General features: G+C 46.4%; 16 protein-coding genes and 1 riboswitch. Of the genes, 1 reads left to right on the top strand and 15 read right to left on the bottom strand.

What is annotated here, in order from left to right; translation table 11 throughout:
- Positions 1-31 precede the first annotated feature (31 nt).
- From FYJ66_RS08340 to FYJ66_RS08330, 3 genes are all read right to left on the bottom strand, one after another.
- Positions 32-814: an acyl-CoA dehydratase activase gene (locus FYJ66_RS08340; protein ID WP_154573052.1), complete on the bottom strand. Its 783-nt coding sequence runs from the start codon at positions 812-814 to the stop codon at positions 32-34.
- Between the two features lie 494 nt (positions 815-1,308).
- Positions 1,309-2,178: a DNA-3-methyladenine glycosylase family protein gene (locus FYJ66_RS08335; protein WP_154573051.1), complete on the bottom strand. Its 870-nt coding sequence runs from the start codon at positions 2,176-2,178 to the stop codon at positions 1,309-1,311.
- 4 nt (positions 2,179-2,182) lie between these two features.
- Positions 2,183-3,115, bottom strand: coding sequence for a hypothetical protein (locus FYJ66_RS08330; protein ID WP_154573050.1), 933 nt, complete (start codon positions 3,113-3,115; stop codon positions 2,183-2,185).
- Positions 3,116-3,259: 144 nt separating this feature from the next.
- Here FYJ66_RS08330 and FYJ66_RS08325 point away from each other — a divergent pair, with 144 nt between their 5' ends.
- Complete coding sequence (locus FYJ66_RS08325; protein WP_154573049.1) at positions 3,260-3,430, top strand: DUF362 domain-containing protein; 171 nt, start codon at positions 3,260-3,262, stop codon at positions 3,428-3,430.
- Positions 3,431-3,653: 223 nt separating this feature from the next.
- Here the strand turns inward: FYJ66_RS08325 and FYJ66_RS08320 are convergent, their stop codons facing one another.
- The 12 genes from FYJ66_RS08320 to FYJ66_RS08265 form a co-directional block, all read right to left on the bottom strand.
- Positions 3,654-4,304: a redox-sensing transcriptional repressor Rex gene (locus FYJ66_RS08320; protein WP_154573048.1), complete on the bottom strand. Its 651-nt coding sequence runs from the start codon at positions 4,302-4,304 to the stop codon at positions 3,654-3,656.
- Positions 4,305-4,358: 54 nt separating this feature from the next.
- Positions 4,359-4,586, bottom strand: coding sequence for an acyl carrier protein (acpP, locus tag FYJ66_RS08315; protein WP_154573047.1), 228 nt, complete (start codon positions 4,584-4,586; stop codon positions 4,359-4,361).
- A 277-nt stretch (positions 4,587-4,863) separates the two neighbouring features.
- Complete coding sequence (locus FYJ66_RS08310) at positions 4,864-6,840, bottom strand: ABC-F family ATP-binding cassette domain-containing protein (protein WP_154573046.1); 1,977 nt, start codon at positions 6,838-6,840, stop codon at positions 4,864-4,866.
- An 86-nt stretch (positions 6,841-6,926) separates the two neighbouring features.
- Positions 6,927-7,943 (bottom strand): tRNA (adenosine(37)-N6)-threonylcarbamoyltransferase complex transferase subunit TsaD, encoded by a 1,017-nt coding sequence (gene tsaD, locus FYJ66_RS08305; RefSeq protein WP_154573045.1) that lies wholly within the window; start codon positions 7,941-7,943, stop codon positions 6,927-6,929.
- Positions 7,936-9,168 (bottom strand): tRNA (adenosine(37)-N6)-threonylcarbamoyltransferase complex dimerization subunit type 1 TsaB, encoded by a 1,233-nt coding sequence (gene tsaB / locus FYJ66_RS08300; RefSeq protein ID WP_154573044.1) that lies wholly within the window; start codon positions 9,166-9,168, stop codon positions 7,936-7,938. Before tsaB ends, tsaD begins: the two co-directional genes overlap by 8 nt.
- On the bottom strand, positions 9,156-9,596 hold the full coding sequence (gene tsaE, locus FYJ66_RS08295; RefSeq protein ID WP_338071193.1) for a tRNA (adenosine(37)-N6)-threonylcarbamoyltransferase complex ATPase subunit type 1 TsaE: 441 nt from the start codon (positions 9,594-9,596) through the stop codon (positions 9,156-9,158). The genes tsaB and tsaE overlap by 13 nt, the downstream gene beginning before the upstream one ends.
- The gene (locus tag FYJ66_RS08290; RefSeq protein WP_154573043.1) at positions 9,550-10,131 is read right to left on the bottom strand and encodes an ECF transporter S component; all 582 of its coding nucleotides are present in this window, start codon (positions 10,129-10,131) and stop codon (positions 9,550-9,552) included. The genes tsaE and FYJ66_RS08290 overlap by 47 nt, the downstream gene beginning before the upstream one ends.
- Positions 10,132-10,283: 152 nt before the next feature.
- A riboswitch (FMN riboswitch) is annotated at positions 10,284-10,425 on the bottom strand.
- Between the two features lie 75 nt (positions 10,426-10,500).
- On the bottom strand, positions 10,501-11,940 hold the full coding sequence (pepV, locus tag FYJ66_RS08285) for a dipeptidase PepV (protein WP_154573042.1): 1,440 nt from the start codon (positions 11,938-11,940) through the stop codon (positions 10,501-10,503).
- Between the two features lie 133 nt (positions 11,941-12,073).
- Positions 12,074-13,342, bottom strand: a complete 1,269-nt coding sequence (locus FYJ66_RS08280; RefSeq protein WP_154573041.1) for an ABC transporter substrate-binding protein — start codon at positions 13,340-13,342, stop codon at positions 12,074-12,076.
- Positions 13,332-14,294, bottom strand: a complete 963-nt coding sequence (gene dusB, locus FYJ66_RS08275; protein WP_154573040.1) for a tRNA dihydrouridine synthase DusB — start codon at positions 14,292-14,294, stop codon at positions 13,332-13,334. The genes FYJ66_RS08280 and dusB overlap by 11 nt, the downstream gene beginning before the upstream one ends.
- Positions 14,291-15,118, bottom strand: coding sequence for a type III pantothenate kinase (locus tag FYJ66_RS08270; RefSeq protein ID WP_154573039.1), 828 nt, complete (start codon positions 15,116-15,118; stop codon positions 14,291-14,293). Before FYJ66_RS08270 ends, dusB begins: the two co-directional genes overlap by 4 nt.
- Positions 15,118-16,689 carry a PucR family transcriptional regulator gene (locus tag FYJ66_RS08265; protein WP_154573038.1) on the bottom strand — a complete coding sequence of 524 codons (1,572 nt, stop codon included), beginning with the start codon at positions 16,687-16,689 and terminating at the stop codon, positions 15,118-15,120. Before FYJ66_RS08265 ends, FYJ66_RS08270 begins: the two co-directional genes overlap by 1 nt.
- Between the last annotated feature and the right edge of the window lie 9 nt (positions 16,690-16,698).

The following is a 16,698-nucleotide window of genomic DNA, read 5'->3' as shown; positions in this document are numbered from 1 at the left end:
CATCAGCCTGTAAGGCTGTTATTTACCAGGTTTATTTATTTCTCAGCTCCTGTCTGTAAGCGTATATGGCAGCTCCCGCAGCTCCGAAGTGCTGGGACAAGGGGCTCGTCTCTATGCTGACTTCCAGTTTCTTCTCAAGGGCCTTTCTAACTGCATCGTTGTGAGCAACCCCTCCGGACATGCACACCTTCTCCCTGACCCCTGCTCTTCTGGCAAGAGCACTGACTCTTGATGCAACGCTGTCACAGATGCCTGCAACCAGCTCCGGCAGTTTCACGCCGTTGGCAAGCTGGCTGATTACTTCAGATTCTGCAAATACCGTACAGGTGCTGGATATAGATGCAGGCTGGCCAGCCTGTTCTGCAAGCTTACCCATATCATTCACATCAATGCGGAGTATGTTTGCCATAACATCCAGGAAACGGCCTGTACCAGCAGCACATTTGTCATTCATAACGAAGTTTGTCATTCGCCCGTCACTAGAAAGAGAAATGATCTTCGCGTCCTGACCGCCAATATCTATTACAGTTCTCAGGCCCTGGAAAATATGGCTGGCACCCAGGGCGTGGCATGTAAGCTCACTGACCTCTCCGTCGGCATCCTCATATTTCATCCTGCCGTAACCGGTGGCAATTGTCCTGGCTATGTCATCTCTGTTGAGTCCGGCAGAGTCAAGAACTTCTCTTACTGAATCCTCAGGTCCGGATGTGCCCATCCCTCCTATTTCAAGGCTGGTAGCTACAATATCACTGCCATCATTCATGATTACGCATTTTGAAGTTGTAGAACCTATATCGACGCCCAGAGTGTACATGTTTCCTCCATCGAACCTTCCGAATTCACCTGTAAGGTTAAGTATTGGGATTTTTTTAACAAATATCTTACGTTTTGATTATACATTTTGTTATACAATTGTCAAATACCCATTCCGCCAATTGCGGACATTATTCCGCTAAACTCCGCTTGTAAGAAGGGCTTTGCAATTTTTTAAAAAATTTTTTCATCCTTGTAATTTCAAGGGTTTCAGTGCACATAGTGCAATGCATTTCGCATCGTGCACGATATATTTTTTCCATATAGGCTCCAGGCTCTTCTTAATATTGTTTCAAAGCTATATACAGAATCGGCCTATATATATTCATTTTATATGCATATATATACATATTTGTTACTCTTATATCATTTTTGAAGTTATAATGATTATCAATTTTAACAATCTCTGATATTGACAATATAAAAGCCCCCATGGATTGATATGTACCCAGAATCCCGGACACATATCAATCAATGGGGGTGTTTCTCAAAACTCTATTTAATTCCTTTATCCCTGTACAGATAGAAAAGATATTGCTGGGCGAATCCTCTCAAATCGCCGAACCGTTCTCTGGCGAAAGCCTGCATTCCCTTTATATCTTTTTTCTCAAAGCCGTACATGTCATTCATTATTGTCTTGACCCAGGTGTCTACAGGAAATGCCGTAAACTCCCTGCATCCGAAAAGCATAATACAGTCCGCCACCTTCGGGCCGATTCCGTGGTACTCAAGGAGCTGTTTTCTTTTTTCCTCCATGGTTCCCGCCGGTATGCCGTTTTTGAGGAACTTGTCCGCTGCTCTTACTATATATGAGTCTCTGTACCCCAGCTTGATTTCCTTCAGGTCTTCTTCAGTTTTTCCAAGAAGGGCTTCCGGCTTTGGAAAACTGTACCAGGTTTTCCCGTCCAAATCACGGTAAACCGGTTCTCCGAAGGCAGAACAAAGGCCTTCAATGCATTTCATTATCCTTGGAATATTGTTGTTCTGAGAAACGATAAAGGATATGAGCACTTCCCAGAAATCCTGGTTAAGTATTCTTATTCCTCCGCCTTCTCTTGTGGCTGCCGAAATCCTGGGTTCCTGTTCAACAAGTTTTTCCTTGATCTGGCCGTAATCCCTGTCAAGGTCAAAGTAGTCTCTCCAGAACTTTTCATCTCCTCCTGTCACATTCAGCGTAAGAGTTCCGGCAAACTCATCATTTTTTTCCAGCTCTGCCTGGCAAAAATAAGATCCGGCCACGCCTCTGTAGCGGCCTGTGGAGCTGCTGTCATTATTGTCCTCAGGAATCCACCGGAAACACTGGCCGCACTGAAAAATGTGATCAAGATCTATATCTCTTACGTTCTCAAAAATTATTCTGTTCAATTGATTACTTCCTCTCCTGCTCCTGCCAGTACCCGTGACCGTTGCCCATTAAATCAGTCAGAGGTTTCACTGCCTCCCTGCGCTTCCTGGCCATTGCCACTTCTCTTTTCACCGTTACTGTCCTTATCTGCACATTGATGTTTCTTACGGAAAAGGCTGTCATAGACTGTATCTGGTCTTTCAGCTTCTCCTGGAAGTCCCCGACCTGATTCATTATTCTTTTTTTCCAGAAAATATGTAAAACCACGACTACATCCAGCTCTCCCGGGTTCCTGTTTGAATAGGTGTCTGCGACCCGGAAATGTTTGTGATATCTTTCTGCAGTTATGTACACAATGTCAGATAAAACAGACGGTGCAATCTGGAATTTTCCTGCATAACTGTATGCCGGCCGCACGATGGTGCTTACGGACTGGGCTGGTCCTTCAGGCATGGAAGGATTTCGGAAACGCCTAATGGGATCCAGAAAATATCCTGCAAAGTCTTTCCTTATCTGCATGTAAGGCACAGGAATAACGTGCTCCCCTCTCTGATTTCTTGAATAGGAAGCTTTCTCCCGGTCTTCTGCAGTGGAAACCTCTTCTATGTAAACCCTCCGGTCTGCTGTATGGAGGTCAAGGGCCTTGGTTATCCAGTCCACCATTCTGTCTGATGTTCCCAGTATCATCAGCCTGGCCGGCTTGTAACGCTCCAGCGCCTCTTTAACTTCATTGCGCTGGTCCTCGTAGTTAAAAAGTGCCGTTCTCATGGCGGCAGCTTTAGAAGCGCAGGCCTTCGCCGATCTTCCGGCAACTATCCGTCCTTTGTATATCAGAAGTCCGTCATCTATGATGGCATCGGCCCGGAGCCTTCTGCTGAGGCCCACTGCCTGGTAGCTTTTGCCGGTGCCGCTTTTTCCTGTAAATGATATTATTTCCATAGTCAGATGATACCACATTTTTTGTTCCTGGAGGCAAGCCTGGGGGAAAGTGCTGCTTTGAAGAAAAATGAATAAAATATGTAACTGTAATATTACTTTACAAAATCAAACCCCACTGTTATAATCCAGTTGTCTGAATTTTAATCAAGGAGGTAGAAACCAATGGCTTACAGAATCAGTGATGACTGCATCGGTTGCGGAGCTTGTGCTGAGGGTTGCCCAGTTGAGGCTATTACCGAGGGTACACCTTACGTTATCGATGAGGATACATGCATCGATTGCGGAGCTTGCGCTGGCGTTTGCCCAGTAGGCGCTCCTGCAGAGGTTGAATAATCGATATTGATATATCAGCATTTTGCAAAATCGCTTTAAGAGAACTGCTGCACCTGAAGGTGCGGCAGTTTTTTATTAGTCACATCAAAGGCCTGATATCTGGCCCCAGATCAACAAAAACAGGAGCCGCATCAAGTGCGACTCCCGCCCAAGGGTTGCAATATTAATTCCGGAACGACGGGGTTATTGAGAAAGACTCCGTCAATATTCCATTGATACTAAATTAGTATTCCATGTTCTTCTCGTTGTTCTTGATCTTGAACGCAAGAGTATGAAGGCTCTCGCTGAGGTGAACGTTCTCAATTGCCACATCTTCAGGTATCTTCAGATCTACAGGTGCGAAGTTCCAGATTCCCTCTACTCCGCCTTCTATCAGGGTGTCAGCTACGTCCTGGGCATGCTCCCTGTTTACACAGATAATACCGATATCTATGTCGTTGTCTTTCACATATTCAGCCAATTCAGCTGAATCCCTTACCTGTACTCCGTTTATCTGAAGTCCGATAAGCCTTGGATTTACGTCAAACAGTCCTACGATGTTAAATCCGATCTTGTAATAGTAAGTATAATTTGTAATAGCCTGTCCGAGATTTCCCACACCAACTACTACCGTCTTATACTCCCTGTCCAGTCCAAGAATCTTATTGATTTCCTCATACAGATAATCAACGCTGTATCCGTACCCCTGCTGTCCGAATCCTCCAAATGTATTCAGATCCTGCCTTATCTGTGAAGCAGTATATCCTATTAAACTGCTGAGCTCATTAGAAGATATTTTTTCTACTCCCTGTCTCTTAAGCTCCCCAAGATATCTTCTGTATCTTGGAAGCCTGCGTACAATCGCATTGGAGATTTTTGTGCCGTTATTTTTCATCTTTTCCTCTGCCCGTTTCCCAAGTAGTGATTCAGCCCAAATAACCTGCGGATCTTACTTGTTTGCTTCTACGTATTCAACCAGATCTCTAACTGTCTCAAACTTCTCTGCTGTCTCATCTGGGATGTCCAGACCGTACTCGTCCTCAACAGCAAGAATAATCTCAACTGCATCCAGTGAATCTGCTTCCAGATCTTTCATAAGATTTGTGTCCATCTCAACCTGATCAGGATCTACACCAAGCTGCTCAACTACAAAACTCTTAACCTTCTCAAAAACCATATTTTCCTCCAGTATTTTCTTCAACCTGATTATAAATTACGCAATAATTCTTTGCAAGTTTTTTAACAATCTTTCTATATCTCATCGGATATCATGGAGATAACCTGCCCTGGGATACGAAAAGATTCTTAACTGTTTTCTTTTTTTCAAGTTTATTCCTGTGCCGTAAATTCCGCGGCAGCCAAACCTTCTTTTGTAAAAGAAGGATTTATTATGTGCAAATTTAGTGATTCTCAAAAAAAAGACTGAGACAATTTACCATGTTTTATGAAAAAATTCAAGCCTGCAGCTCCATCCACTGGTCATATTTTTCATCCAGTTCCTGTTTCAGCTGGTCCATTATCTGTCCCTGCTCCTGAAGGAACTCGATATCCCTCATATGTTCAGGGCTGCACAGGGCCTTTTCAAGATCTTCAATTCTTCCTTCAAGATCGTGGATTTCCTCTTCAAGGCTCTGGAGTTTCCTGGCCTGACGCCGCTCTTCAGCCTCCCGTTCTTTTCTGAGACGCCGCTCATCCTCCGCAGACAGAGAACTTTCATTTTTTCCTGAATCACCTTCGGTGCCGCCCTCCGGGCCACCGGCTGCTGACGATCCTCCTCTGCTGGCGCCTGAAGAAGCCTGCTGGCTTTCAATGAGCTGGTGCCTCTCTTGGGATTTCTCAAGATAATAATCGTATTTGCCCTGATACTCGATGATTCCATCGGGGGTTAGTTCCAGGATTCTGTCCGGAACCCGGCTCAGAAGGTATCTGTCGTGGGAAACCATTATTACCGTGCCGTCAAAGCCGGATATGGCCTCCTCCACCACCTCCTTGGACTGGATATCCAGGTGGTTGGTAGGCTCGTCCAGCACCAGAGTGTTGGAACCTGACAGCATCAGTTTCAGCAGTGCCAGCCTGGCCTTTTCACCTCCGGAAATATCTCCCACCCGGAGAAAAACTTCATCTCCACTGAACAGGAACCTGCCCAGAAGGGATCTCATTTGAGTATCGGTGTAAAGGTGGTAGGCGTTCTTCATCTCTCCCAGAATGGTTTCATTTTCATCCAGCATAAGCTGGCCCTGGTCGTAGTATCCGAAGTTCACGTTGTGGCCGATTTTCAGATAGCCTCTGTCCTGCTGAATCTGGCCCAGGATTATGCGGAGAAGGGTGGTTTTTCCCGTTCCGTTGTTTCCGATAATGCAGACCTTCTCGCCTTTTCTGATCTTGAAATCCACATTTCTGAAAAGCTTCCTCTCGCCGAAGCTTTTTTCCAGTCCTTCTGCAGTGACAACCTCATTTCCGCTTTTATATTCCACATGGAACTGAAGCTTCATGTCCCCTGATTCTGATTCAGGCCTGTCAAGAACGTCCATCTGGGCCAGCTGTTTTTCTCTGGACTGGGCTCTCTTTGCCAGGTGCTCTGTGCCCCGCTCTTTCATGCGGCGGATCATCTCTTCCTGGCGCTTGATTTCTCTCTGCTGGTTCTCCCAGGCCCGCCTTTCAGACTCCAGCCGCTCCTGCCTCTTAACAGTGAATTCCGTGTAATTTCCTGTATAACAATACAGATGAGTATTTCTCACATCGAAGACCCTGGTAACCATCTTGTCCAGGAAAAAACGGTCGTGGGAAACCACTATAACCGTTCCCTTGTATCCGTTCAGGTATTTCTCCAGCCACTCCAGCATCTGAAGGTCCAGATGGTTGGTGGGCTCATCCAGAAGGAGGATTTCAGGTGCTTTCAGAAGCAGAGCCGCCAGAGCCAGCCTGGTCCTCTCCCCTCCGGAAAGGGATCCTGTTTTTTTGCTGTAAGTCTCCGGCCCGAAGCCCATGTTGGCCAGAACCGATTCCATCTCGCTCTCATAAGTGTATCCGCCTGCATCCTTGTACTTCTCCAGCAGATCGGTGTATGCAGCCAGATTTTTCTGGAAATCACTGCTCTTGTGGTCTTTGATCAGCTCCTGAAGCCTGGCCATTTCCCTTTCCATCCGATAGAAACGGGTAAAACTCTTCTTTACTTCTTCAAGCAATGTTCCCTGGCTGTCGAAGTTGTTCCTCTGTTTCAGGTATCCCAGATGGAATCCTGGCTTTATGAAAAGCTCTCCCGACGTAGGCTCCAGTTCTCCTGAAACAATCCTGAGCAAGGTGGTCTTACCCGCCCCGTTAGGTCCTACGATTCCGATCCGGTCCCCTTTGTTGACGGAAAAGCTCACATCTTCCAGTATTACATCTGTACCATATGATTTATTTATATCCTTTGCTGACATTACCAGCATAGTTTTTCGTTCTCCTGTTAATAAATTCGCTATTCCCGGTTTTCCCCGGTTTCCCGCAGTTCTCTCTCATGAAAAAAATTTTTTTACTAGAACTCAAGTCCCGGCACTGCGTCCAGGTCCGGTCCTGCGTAATTCCCCTTCAATCCCTCATAGTATGCGCTGCACGCTATCATAACTCCGTTGTCAGTGCACAGAATGGGATCAGGTTTCAATATGCTTATTCCCCTGGCTCCCGCCTTCTCTTCGAGGACCTGTCTAAGCCTTGAATTAGATGCAACTCCTCCGGCCATCACTATCTTGTCCCTTCCGAACTGGACAGCTGCACTGACAGCCTTGTCGCTGATTACATCCACTACGGCTTCCTGGAAACTGGCAGCCACATCTGCCACGGAAATCTGCTTTCCTGCCTGCTTCTGAGTGTTCAGGTAGTTGAGAGCCTGGGTCTTAAGACCGCTGAAACTAAAGTCATAGCTGCCTGGCTCCAGGTAAACTCTCTTGAAATGAACCGCATCTTTATTTCCCGACCTGGCAACCTTATCTACCTTCGGGCCTCCAGGATATCCCAGACCGATGACTCTTGCTATCTTGTCAAAGGCCTCTCCTGCTGCATCGTCTCTGGTACTTCCCAGGGTTTCGCAAATATTGTAATCGCTGACGTTTACAATATTGGTATGGCCTCCTGACACCACCAGGGCCATGAAAGGCGGTTCAAGGTCCGGATACTGGAGATAATTGGAGGCAATGTGTCCCTGCATGTGGTTCACCGCAACCAGTGGTTTCCCGCATGAAAAAGCTATGGCTTTTGCTGCTGCAACTCCCACCAGAAGAGAACCTACCAGGCCAGGCCCGTAGGTTACTCCTATAAGATCCACCTGGTCCATGGTTATTCCAGCCTCATCCAGAGCCAGGCTGATAACGTTATTGATGCACTCCAGGTGCTTTCTTGATGCGATTTCCGGCACTACTCCGCCGAATTTAGTGTGTATGTCTATCTGGGATGAAATAATGTTGGCCAGAATCTTCCTTCCGTCCTGAACGATGCCAACTGCCGTTTCATCGCAGCTGCTTTCTATCCCCAGAGTAATGTGATGTCCATTAATCATCTGATTTCAGTTCCTTCTTCATGATAACCCCATCTTCCCCGTTGTTTTCGTAGTATCCGGGTCTGATGCCAAGTTCTGAAAATCCAAGTTTTGTATACATAGACCGGGCGGCCCTGTTGCTCTTCCGAACTTCCAGGTTCATTTCCGAATCTCCGTATCCTTTTAATATGGCAAGAGCCTCTTTCATAAGCCTCTGCCCAATGCCTCGTCCTCTGTATTCAGGCATTACAGCAATGTTATTAAGCTGTCCTTCACCTGCAACTCTCCACATATCCAGATATCCTGCAAAAACAGTTCCCCAGGTGGCGGTAAGCACCACTGCATCCGGGGAGTCAATGTCCTTTGCCATAGCCTGCCGGCTCCATGGATCAGGGAATGCAATTTTCTCCAGCTTCATTATTTTATCCAGGTCTGCAGGAAGAGCTCTTCTTACGTCAATGTTATCTGGCGATGTAATCCTCTTGCTGAGGGTACCGTTCTCCAGGCGCATCTCCGCTTCGCTTTTTCTCATGTAATCGGGAAGCATATGGCTGTAGTCTGTAAACTCACCATTTTGTGCCATTTCTAAAGCTACAGATGCCACTGCATCCGCTCTCTGATATCTGAATTCTTCCGGAGCGGCAATGAATCTGTTATTCCCCAGCACCTCCGACACTGTATCTCCATAAGCGTCAAATCCGTCACCTGTCACCAGGACGGATTCATTTTCCTTCATGTGATCCAGCACCTGCGGAAGCATTTCGTCGATGATATACTGCTTCTGAGGCATAACCTCTTCAAGTCTGCTACCGTCAATGCGCCACAATGCCCCATAGGCCTGCCTTCTTCTGGCGTTTATAATGGTAAGGATCCATTTCGGAGGTAGCTGGCTGCCCCCGGTTTTCAGTTCATCTGAACAGCTGTCCAGGCAGAACTGACCCATCCTTGCCATTGCTCTCAGGGTCTGAACCGGAATACATGGAATGTTCATCATCTGGGCAACTGTTCTGGCTGTAGTAACGCCTATGCGTATGCCCGTAAAGGAACCCGGCCCTATGGCCGCCGCAACGTATGAAATGTCATGGATGGAAAGCTTCTTTTTTTCCAGTGCCTCTGACGCAAGAGTGCTTATGTCCTTCAGATGATCCATTTTGCTGGAAGAAGCGCTGAGGGCAATGGTACCATCTGATGAAATCACTGCGGCAGATCCTTTGCTTCCTGTTGTTTCGTAGGTCAGAATATGCATCTGTATACTCGCTCTCCTTCTTTCTCTCCGTATGATATATGAATGACTATGGCATCTTCAGGAAGATAGTCCATGACAAGGTCTGCCCATTCCACTACGGAAACTCCGTCTCCGTAAAAGTAGTCTTCAGCTCCGGCGTCTATCAGTTCCTCACCGCTGCCTAGTCTGTATACATCAAAGTGATAGAGAGGCAGACGGCCGCCATAGTGTTCTTTCACAATATTAAAAGTAGGGCTGTTGATATTGTGGTCAATACCAAGGCCCTGCGCTAAATACTTAGTAAATGTAGTTTTTCCCGTTCCGAGATCTCCTGTAAGCGCAATAACATCGCCGGCCTTAAGTCTGCCGGCGATATCAAATGCTATGCTCTTTGTATCATTTTCATCTTGAGCTCTCAGAACTCTCTGTTCCCTTTGATCTTCCTTCACTGTGTAATATTCCTGAAATTCTCTTGTACAGCACGAAGGTAACTGCACCGTTCAGTCCGCCCTTGAGAAGGTTGAACGGAATGATGATAGGTACAATCATAGCCATAACAGCAGATCTAGGAGCTCCCATGTAGAGCGGTGTTACAATGAGGTTCATTGCACACATAATTGCTGTCATTACAATGACTCCAAGAACTATGGAAATGATCGCTGTCTTTCTTGTCTTGTTCCTCTTGTAGAGCAGGCCAACCATTACTGCGAATGCGCCAGTTGCAATAAAGTGCATGAGGAAACCGTAGATTCCGTCTCCTCCCATCAGGAATGCCTGAATAAAGCTTACCATGAAGGTAACCACCAGGCCAGCTGCAGGGCCGAAGGCGAATGCAGTGATGTAGATTGGAATATCTGCCGGATCATATACAAGGAATGGTGCCGGTGGATATGGAATCCTGATGAGGAGCATGACCAGAGAGAGAGCGGTCATAAGTCCCAGTTTAACCAGAGTGCTGGTGTTGAAAGTGTTTTCTCTTTTCATAACATATTCCTCCTGAATAGATAAAATCGTTCCTTTAATCCCGTGGGATGTCTGCAGGAACAGCTGCTACAGTTGGAATCTGTCAGGCATTATAAACGGCCTCGTATAAGATACAAGGCCGTCTCTACAAACTAATTAACTAACTTAATTTGTAAATGTTTCTTTCATCCGGACTATACCGTCGGTACCAGATTCTCACTGGTTCTGCAAATGCTCGCGGACTTAAGGAGAATCTCATAATACATCGCTCCTATCACCGCCGGTGTGGACTTTCACCACGCCCTGAAACAGATTTACTTGTTATGTAGATACTACTACATTCTAATATGTTCGTCAAGCACAGAGGAACATACATTCATTTCCCCGTTATTACTGGCAGCAGATTTTGTAGATGGCTCTTGCATAGATCCTTGCTGATTTGTAGAAGTGATCAAGAAGCAGTCTCTCGTTAGCCTGGTGCATCCTGTCCTCGTCTCCAGGGAACATTCCGCCGTAGGCCAGTGTTCCAGGAATCAGCTTTGCATAAGTGCCGCCGCCCATTACCAGAGGCTTTGTCTTGTCATCGCCGGTTTCATCTACATATGCGCCTATGAGGTTCTGCACCATAGGGTCGTCATCAGGAAGATAAACAGGTTTCTCCAGCATCTTCTTTACGAATCCTACTTCTGTGCCCTCCAGGGTCTTCTCAAATACCTCATACACCTGTTCGTCAGTGTATGTTACAGGATAGCGGATGTTAACAGTTACTGAGATTACATCCTCGTCTCCTGATGCCAGGCCTACGTTGAAAATCAGGTTTCCTGAAGGTTCGTCATGGATAACAGGTCCCATCTTTCCGCCTTCAAGGTCGAATCCGATGTACTTATTGTAGTATTCTGTAAATTCGTTTACTCCAGGATCTGCAAAGTCCAGTTCTCCCAGGAATGCCATCATGATGCTGATTGCATTCAGGCCCTCCTGAGGTCTGGCTCCGTGAGCCTGAACTCCGAAACTTTCGATTACAAGGGACTTGCCCTGCTTCTTTGTCGTTACTTTGTATCCTGTTTTTCCGGAAAATGCCTCTGCCTTTGAAGCTATATCATCGTAATTCTTCTGGTCTTCAGAGAATACTACGACTTTAGCCTGAGGAGATACGATGTTATATGCAACGCCGGATTCCATGCTTCTGAACTTCAGTCCATCACCGGCTTTGCCTCCTGAAAGCTTTCTGGCTATATCAAAGACGAGAATTCCCATCTCTCCCTGAACAACAGGGAAGTCCGCATCAGGGGTAATTCCCAGCTCAGGCATTTTCTCAACATGATCTCTGTAGTAGATCATTCCTTCTTTATCTGTCTCTTCATCAAGGCCAAGAATCATTCTGATATTCTTCTTCGGGGTGATTCCAGCTTCCTTGATGGCCTTCATTGCGTAAAGAGCTGCAACAGCAGGGCCCTTGTCGTCAGAAGTTCCTCTGCCGTAAATCCATCCGTCCTTAACGATAGGATCGAAAGGATCGGTCTCCCATCCTTCACCAACTGGAACTACGTCCAGGTGAGTTGTGATGCCAAAGGTCTCAACCTTTTCACTGTCCGGTGCCTTGAACTCAATGTGACCGCCGTAGTTATCATAATTTGCAGTCTCAAAGCCCATCTCTTCTCCAACACTCAGCATGTGCTCATAGGCCTTCTGAATGCCGGCTCCAAATGGATAAGTCTGTCCGTCTTCGCCCTTGACAGCAGGTGCCAGCACACTGTCGATCTTGATTGCATCCTGCAGAGTATGCAGCATGTCTTCCTTCATACCGTCAAGCACTTCCAAGTAATCCATACATCCTCCTAGAACTATGGGATATATTATATCCCTGAAGGCCTTACCGGGGCCTTCCCAACCTTGAAATAACCTACGTATATTGAATCACCGGCTTTATAAACCCCGGTGTTTCAAACGGATGTTAAAACCATTACCCAAGCTTCTTAATATTCTTTGCCTTTGTAGTTGTATCTGTTACATAAGCTGATACTATCTGTCCATTCTTTATCTTGCTTACGTTAACGCTTCTAACAGGGTTTCCATTCTCATCGAAGGTAAACACTCCTGTGGCACATCTTACATTATCTATTGATGCCAGTGAATCCCTAATATCTGTAGTCTTCAGACTTCTGGAGCTGTTGATGGCATTCATTGCCAGAAGATAAGCGTCATATCCCTCTGCCGCTTCCTCTGTAGGAATATCCTTGTCTCCGTATTTGTTCGCATATTCAATGAGAAATTTCTGTGTCTCAGCAGTTACTGTTCCCGTGGTTGAACCATTTGCCTGGACTACAGTATCAGATGGAAAAGCAACCTTAATATCCGGATGCTTCTTCATCATATCCACAAAGTCAGAAGATGTCCACCCTCTGGTTCCAAGGAATGTAATATTTGTCATTCCCATCTTCTCTGCTTTGCTGAAGACCCGGTCTGCCATCTCAGTTCCTACTGGAAGGTAAACAGCATCCACACCTGACTTCTTAATCTTCTCCATCAGCTTGTTCAGCTTCGGTTTAGCAGCTGAAATGGTGGTGTTCATTACAATGTAGTGATCATCCCCGTCCAGCTGGTCGGTCTTCTCTGTAAAGCCCTTTACCGCCGCTGCCACGGAGCTGTCGTTCTCCACGCTCACAAGGCCTATGGACTTAGAGCCCAGTCCGTTCTGGTTTACAGCGTAGTCGGCCATACCTGCACCGGTCTGGTAACTTGTCATGCAGACCCTGAAGTAATAAGGATTTCCCTCTGTGATCAGAGGATTTGTAGCCGAAGGAGTAATTGTAGGAATCCGTGCTTCCTTGATATACGGACCTGCGATCATGGAATTTGCCTCGCCAGCTCCTCCGATAATAACAGATGGCTTAAGCTTGATAAGGCTCTTGATTGCTGTCCTGGCCGTATCTGTGCTTGATTGTGTATCCACATACACCAGCTTCACATCTGCTCCGGCCACATTGTCGTACATGCTGTGGGCCAGCTCAATTCCTTTGATAATATCCTTTCCTTTATCCTCCAGATCTCCTGTCTGAGGCTCAAAAACGCCGATATAGATGGTCTCGCTGTCCTTGTCGGCGCTCTTGTCGATAAATGTCATTTTGAAATTATCAAACGACGTGCATCCCGCCATGGATACTGACATTACCAGTGCCAGCACAACCAGCAGGATCATTTTCAGTTGTTTATTTCTTCTGCTATTCTTCAAATCTTATAGCCTCTTTCATCTGCCGGGCACTTTCTATCTGATTCACTGCCTTTCTTATGGAGGCACCGTTCTTTCGTCCTTTAGTGTACCAGGCAATATGCTTCCGCATCTCCCGAACTGCAGCGTACTCACCCTTCAGCTCCACAAGCTGGTCAAGGTGCTGGTACATCATATCTCTGACCTCTGAGGCTGAAGGCTTCTCCGGTTCAGGTTCTCCTCTCCAGGCTGCCATCAGCTCTCTGAATATCCATGGATTACCCTGGGCTCCTCTGGCCACCATGACCAGGTCGCATCCGGTCTCCTTCATCATTCTGACGCCATCGGCACCGGTGAAAACATCTCCATTCCCGATAACAGGAATATCTACTGCCTCTTTAACCTGTCTTATTATACTCCAGTCCGCCTTTCCGCTGTAGTACTGTTCTCTTGTTCGTCCATGAACAATTACAGCTGCGGCTCCTGCAGCCTCGCAGGCCTTTGCAATCTCCACTGCGTTTATGTGGTCATCATCAAATCCCTTCCGGAATTTTACGGAAACGGGCTTTCCGGCCTTATCAGCCACTGACCGCACCACATCATATACCAGATCCGGATCCTTCATCAGGGCCGATCCGTCTCCATTTCTGACCACCTTTGGCACGGGACATCCCATGTTAATATTCAGGGAAAAATTATTTCGTTCTGCAAGCTTCTCCGCGGCATACCCCATAATCTCCGGGTCGCTGCCGAATATCTGGATTGACGTAGGACCTGCGTCCTCAGGAATGTACAGAAGGGATTCTGTTTTCCTGTCACCATAATATAAGCCCTTTGCACTGACCATCTCCGTATACGCCAGAGACGCTCCCTCCCGGAAGCAGATCCTCCGCATGACTGCATCGGTTACTCCCGCCAGAGGTGCCAGCAAAAAAGGGCCGGAGAGCTTCTTACCATACAGGTACAGCTCTTTCATATTCTGTTGCTTTCTTTTTGTTTAGTATTTTTTCTGTTCTTCCGGTTCTTGTTGTAAAGAACAACAAGACCGTCCAGGGTAAGGCGCTTCTCGATAACGTCAATGCAGTCGATATCGCTCTTCACCATGGATGCAAGGCCTCCTGTTGCAACAACCTTTATCTGGCTGCCATCTACTCCATAATCGGAGACCATCTCTTTCTTCATGTTCTGGACTATGTATTCTGTCAGTCCCATGTGACCATATATCAAGCCGGACTGAATGCTCTGGATTGTGTTCTTGCAGATAGTCTTTCCAGGCCGTTCAAGATCTACATTAGGAAGTTTTGCCGTCTTCTCGAACAGAGCAGAAGCTGAAATCTTGATTCCGGGGGCTATTGTTCCTCCAAGATAATCACCTTCTCCAGTCACTGCGCAGAAGGTTGTGGCAGTTCCAAAGTCGATGATAATCAGCGGGCACTGATATTTGGTATATGCTGCTACAGCGTTGACTATCCTGTCTGATCCTATCTGTCTCGGATCATCGGTCTTGATCCTCAGTCCTGTCTTGATGCCTGTTTCCACTATCAGCGGAGTGCATTTAAAATATTTCAAGCACATGTGCTGCATGGTAAACAGAAGAGACGGAACTACAGTGGAGATAATAACATCATCCACATCTGCGGGATCAATGCCCTCATACCGGAACATCTGATCTATGGTAATGCCGTATTCATCGGCACTCCGCCTCATATCTGTTGCCAGCCTCAGGTTTGTAAGCAGCCGGTTTCCCTGGAACAGACCCAGAACCACGTTTGTATTGCCGATGTCAATTGCCAGCAGCATTACTTATCCTCCAGGCGACGCAGTGCCAGAGCCATTGTAAGTCCCGGAATAATTCTGTTCCCGGTCATCTCTGCTCCAAGGAGCTCATTAATTCTCTTTAACCTGTACTGTACAGTATTGTTGTGAATGTTCATGAACTCCGCTGTCTTATTGCTGTTCATGCTGGCATCCAGAACGAAGGTCTCAAGAGTATCCAGAAGAAGTCTTCCTTTGTTTACAGATACTTCTCTCTCGAATGGCTCCAGCAGATCCAGGTATACTTTCTTCAATGCTGAATTCTGCACCTGAAGTCCTATGCAGTTGCTTACCATAGACATCTCGTACTTAGTGAACACTCTCTTGAATGGGAACACAATCTCAACCTGTTCATAGGTTTCGCTTATGATTCTGAAGCCTTCTACTGCATTGTCCAGGTCCTCCAGGCCGGTGGAGTGGAAAATTCTAACATCCTTCCTGCCGTCCTTCAGTTTCTCGAACATCTTCAGACAAGCGGATTTCAACTCTACACCCTTTTCTATGGAGTTGTCGGTGTAAATCATGCCGTAGAACTCATTTTCTTCAATGAACGGCAGAAGGCCGAATTTATACTGATCCTTGAAGTTCTCGATAATATCCTGAGAATCCGGATTGCTTATGCCTGTTGCATAGAAAACGCTTATGAACTGCTTGTTCTTCAGTCCGGCCTCATCTGCCAGGGTGTAGCAGAATGCCAGGTCACCTCTGATAGCAGATTTAATGAACTCTGCTCTGGAATCTCTTTCCGGCGTGTATTTCCACATGCCCATAGCCAGCTCGATTATCTCTGCCAGCTTCTTCATTTCCATTGCAGTGTAGTTATCCTCGTTGTCAACGATCATGAGCAGGTGCTTCTCGCCCTTGATTTCAATAGTTCCCCAGTATGTAATGACATCCTGGATCACCACCTGTGTGAACATTGAGGAGTGAGAAATATCCTGTTTTCTGGCTACCTTGATGGCATCGTCGATAGTCTGCTTGTGCCTTGTCTCGATAGTCAGAATAGGATTGAATTCTGTAGTCATCAGAACAATCTGGTAGTCGTTGTTAATGGCCGCTTCCTTCAGTGCACTCTGGAAATTGCTGTGCTTCTCGAAGTTCAGCAGGTGATAAATCGTGTTGTTCAGGATGTTGTCGCTGTAATTATGACCATACAGGATTTTATCCAGAACCTGTTCCATCATTGCAGAATATGTGTTGGTGTTGTTGTCCGGAATAACTATCATCAGAAGTCCTGCTGATTCAGCTGCCCTGATTACTCTTTCGTCCAGACTCTTTACACCCAGCTCATTGAGGAACACCACCAGTGCCGCAACAGATTTCTTTCCCAGTCCTGTTACCGCTCTGCACTGAGCATCCACATCATCTTTGCATGTCCAGAAATGGGTGAGAACCATCTGTTCCTTAAGTCCATTTCTTTCAATGCCCATATCCAGATTGTCCTCGTCCAGGACAGATATGGTTCTTACTCTTCTGTCGCTTTTCCTTCCGCAGGAAACTACTGTTCCTCCATTAAAGCAATCAAGCTTAAGACAATCATCTACGGTAATTCTCATTCCTTATCA

This window comes from Allobaileyella intestinalis (genome assembly GCF_009695865.1).
Lineage (GTDB): Bacteria > Bacillota > Clostridia > Peptostreptococcales > Anaerovoracaceae > Allobaileyella > Allobaileyella intestinalis.
The sequence above is the reverse complement of the archived record's forward strand: the minus strand, read 5'-3'. Positions and strand labels throughout refer to the sequence as shown.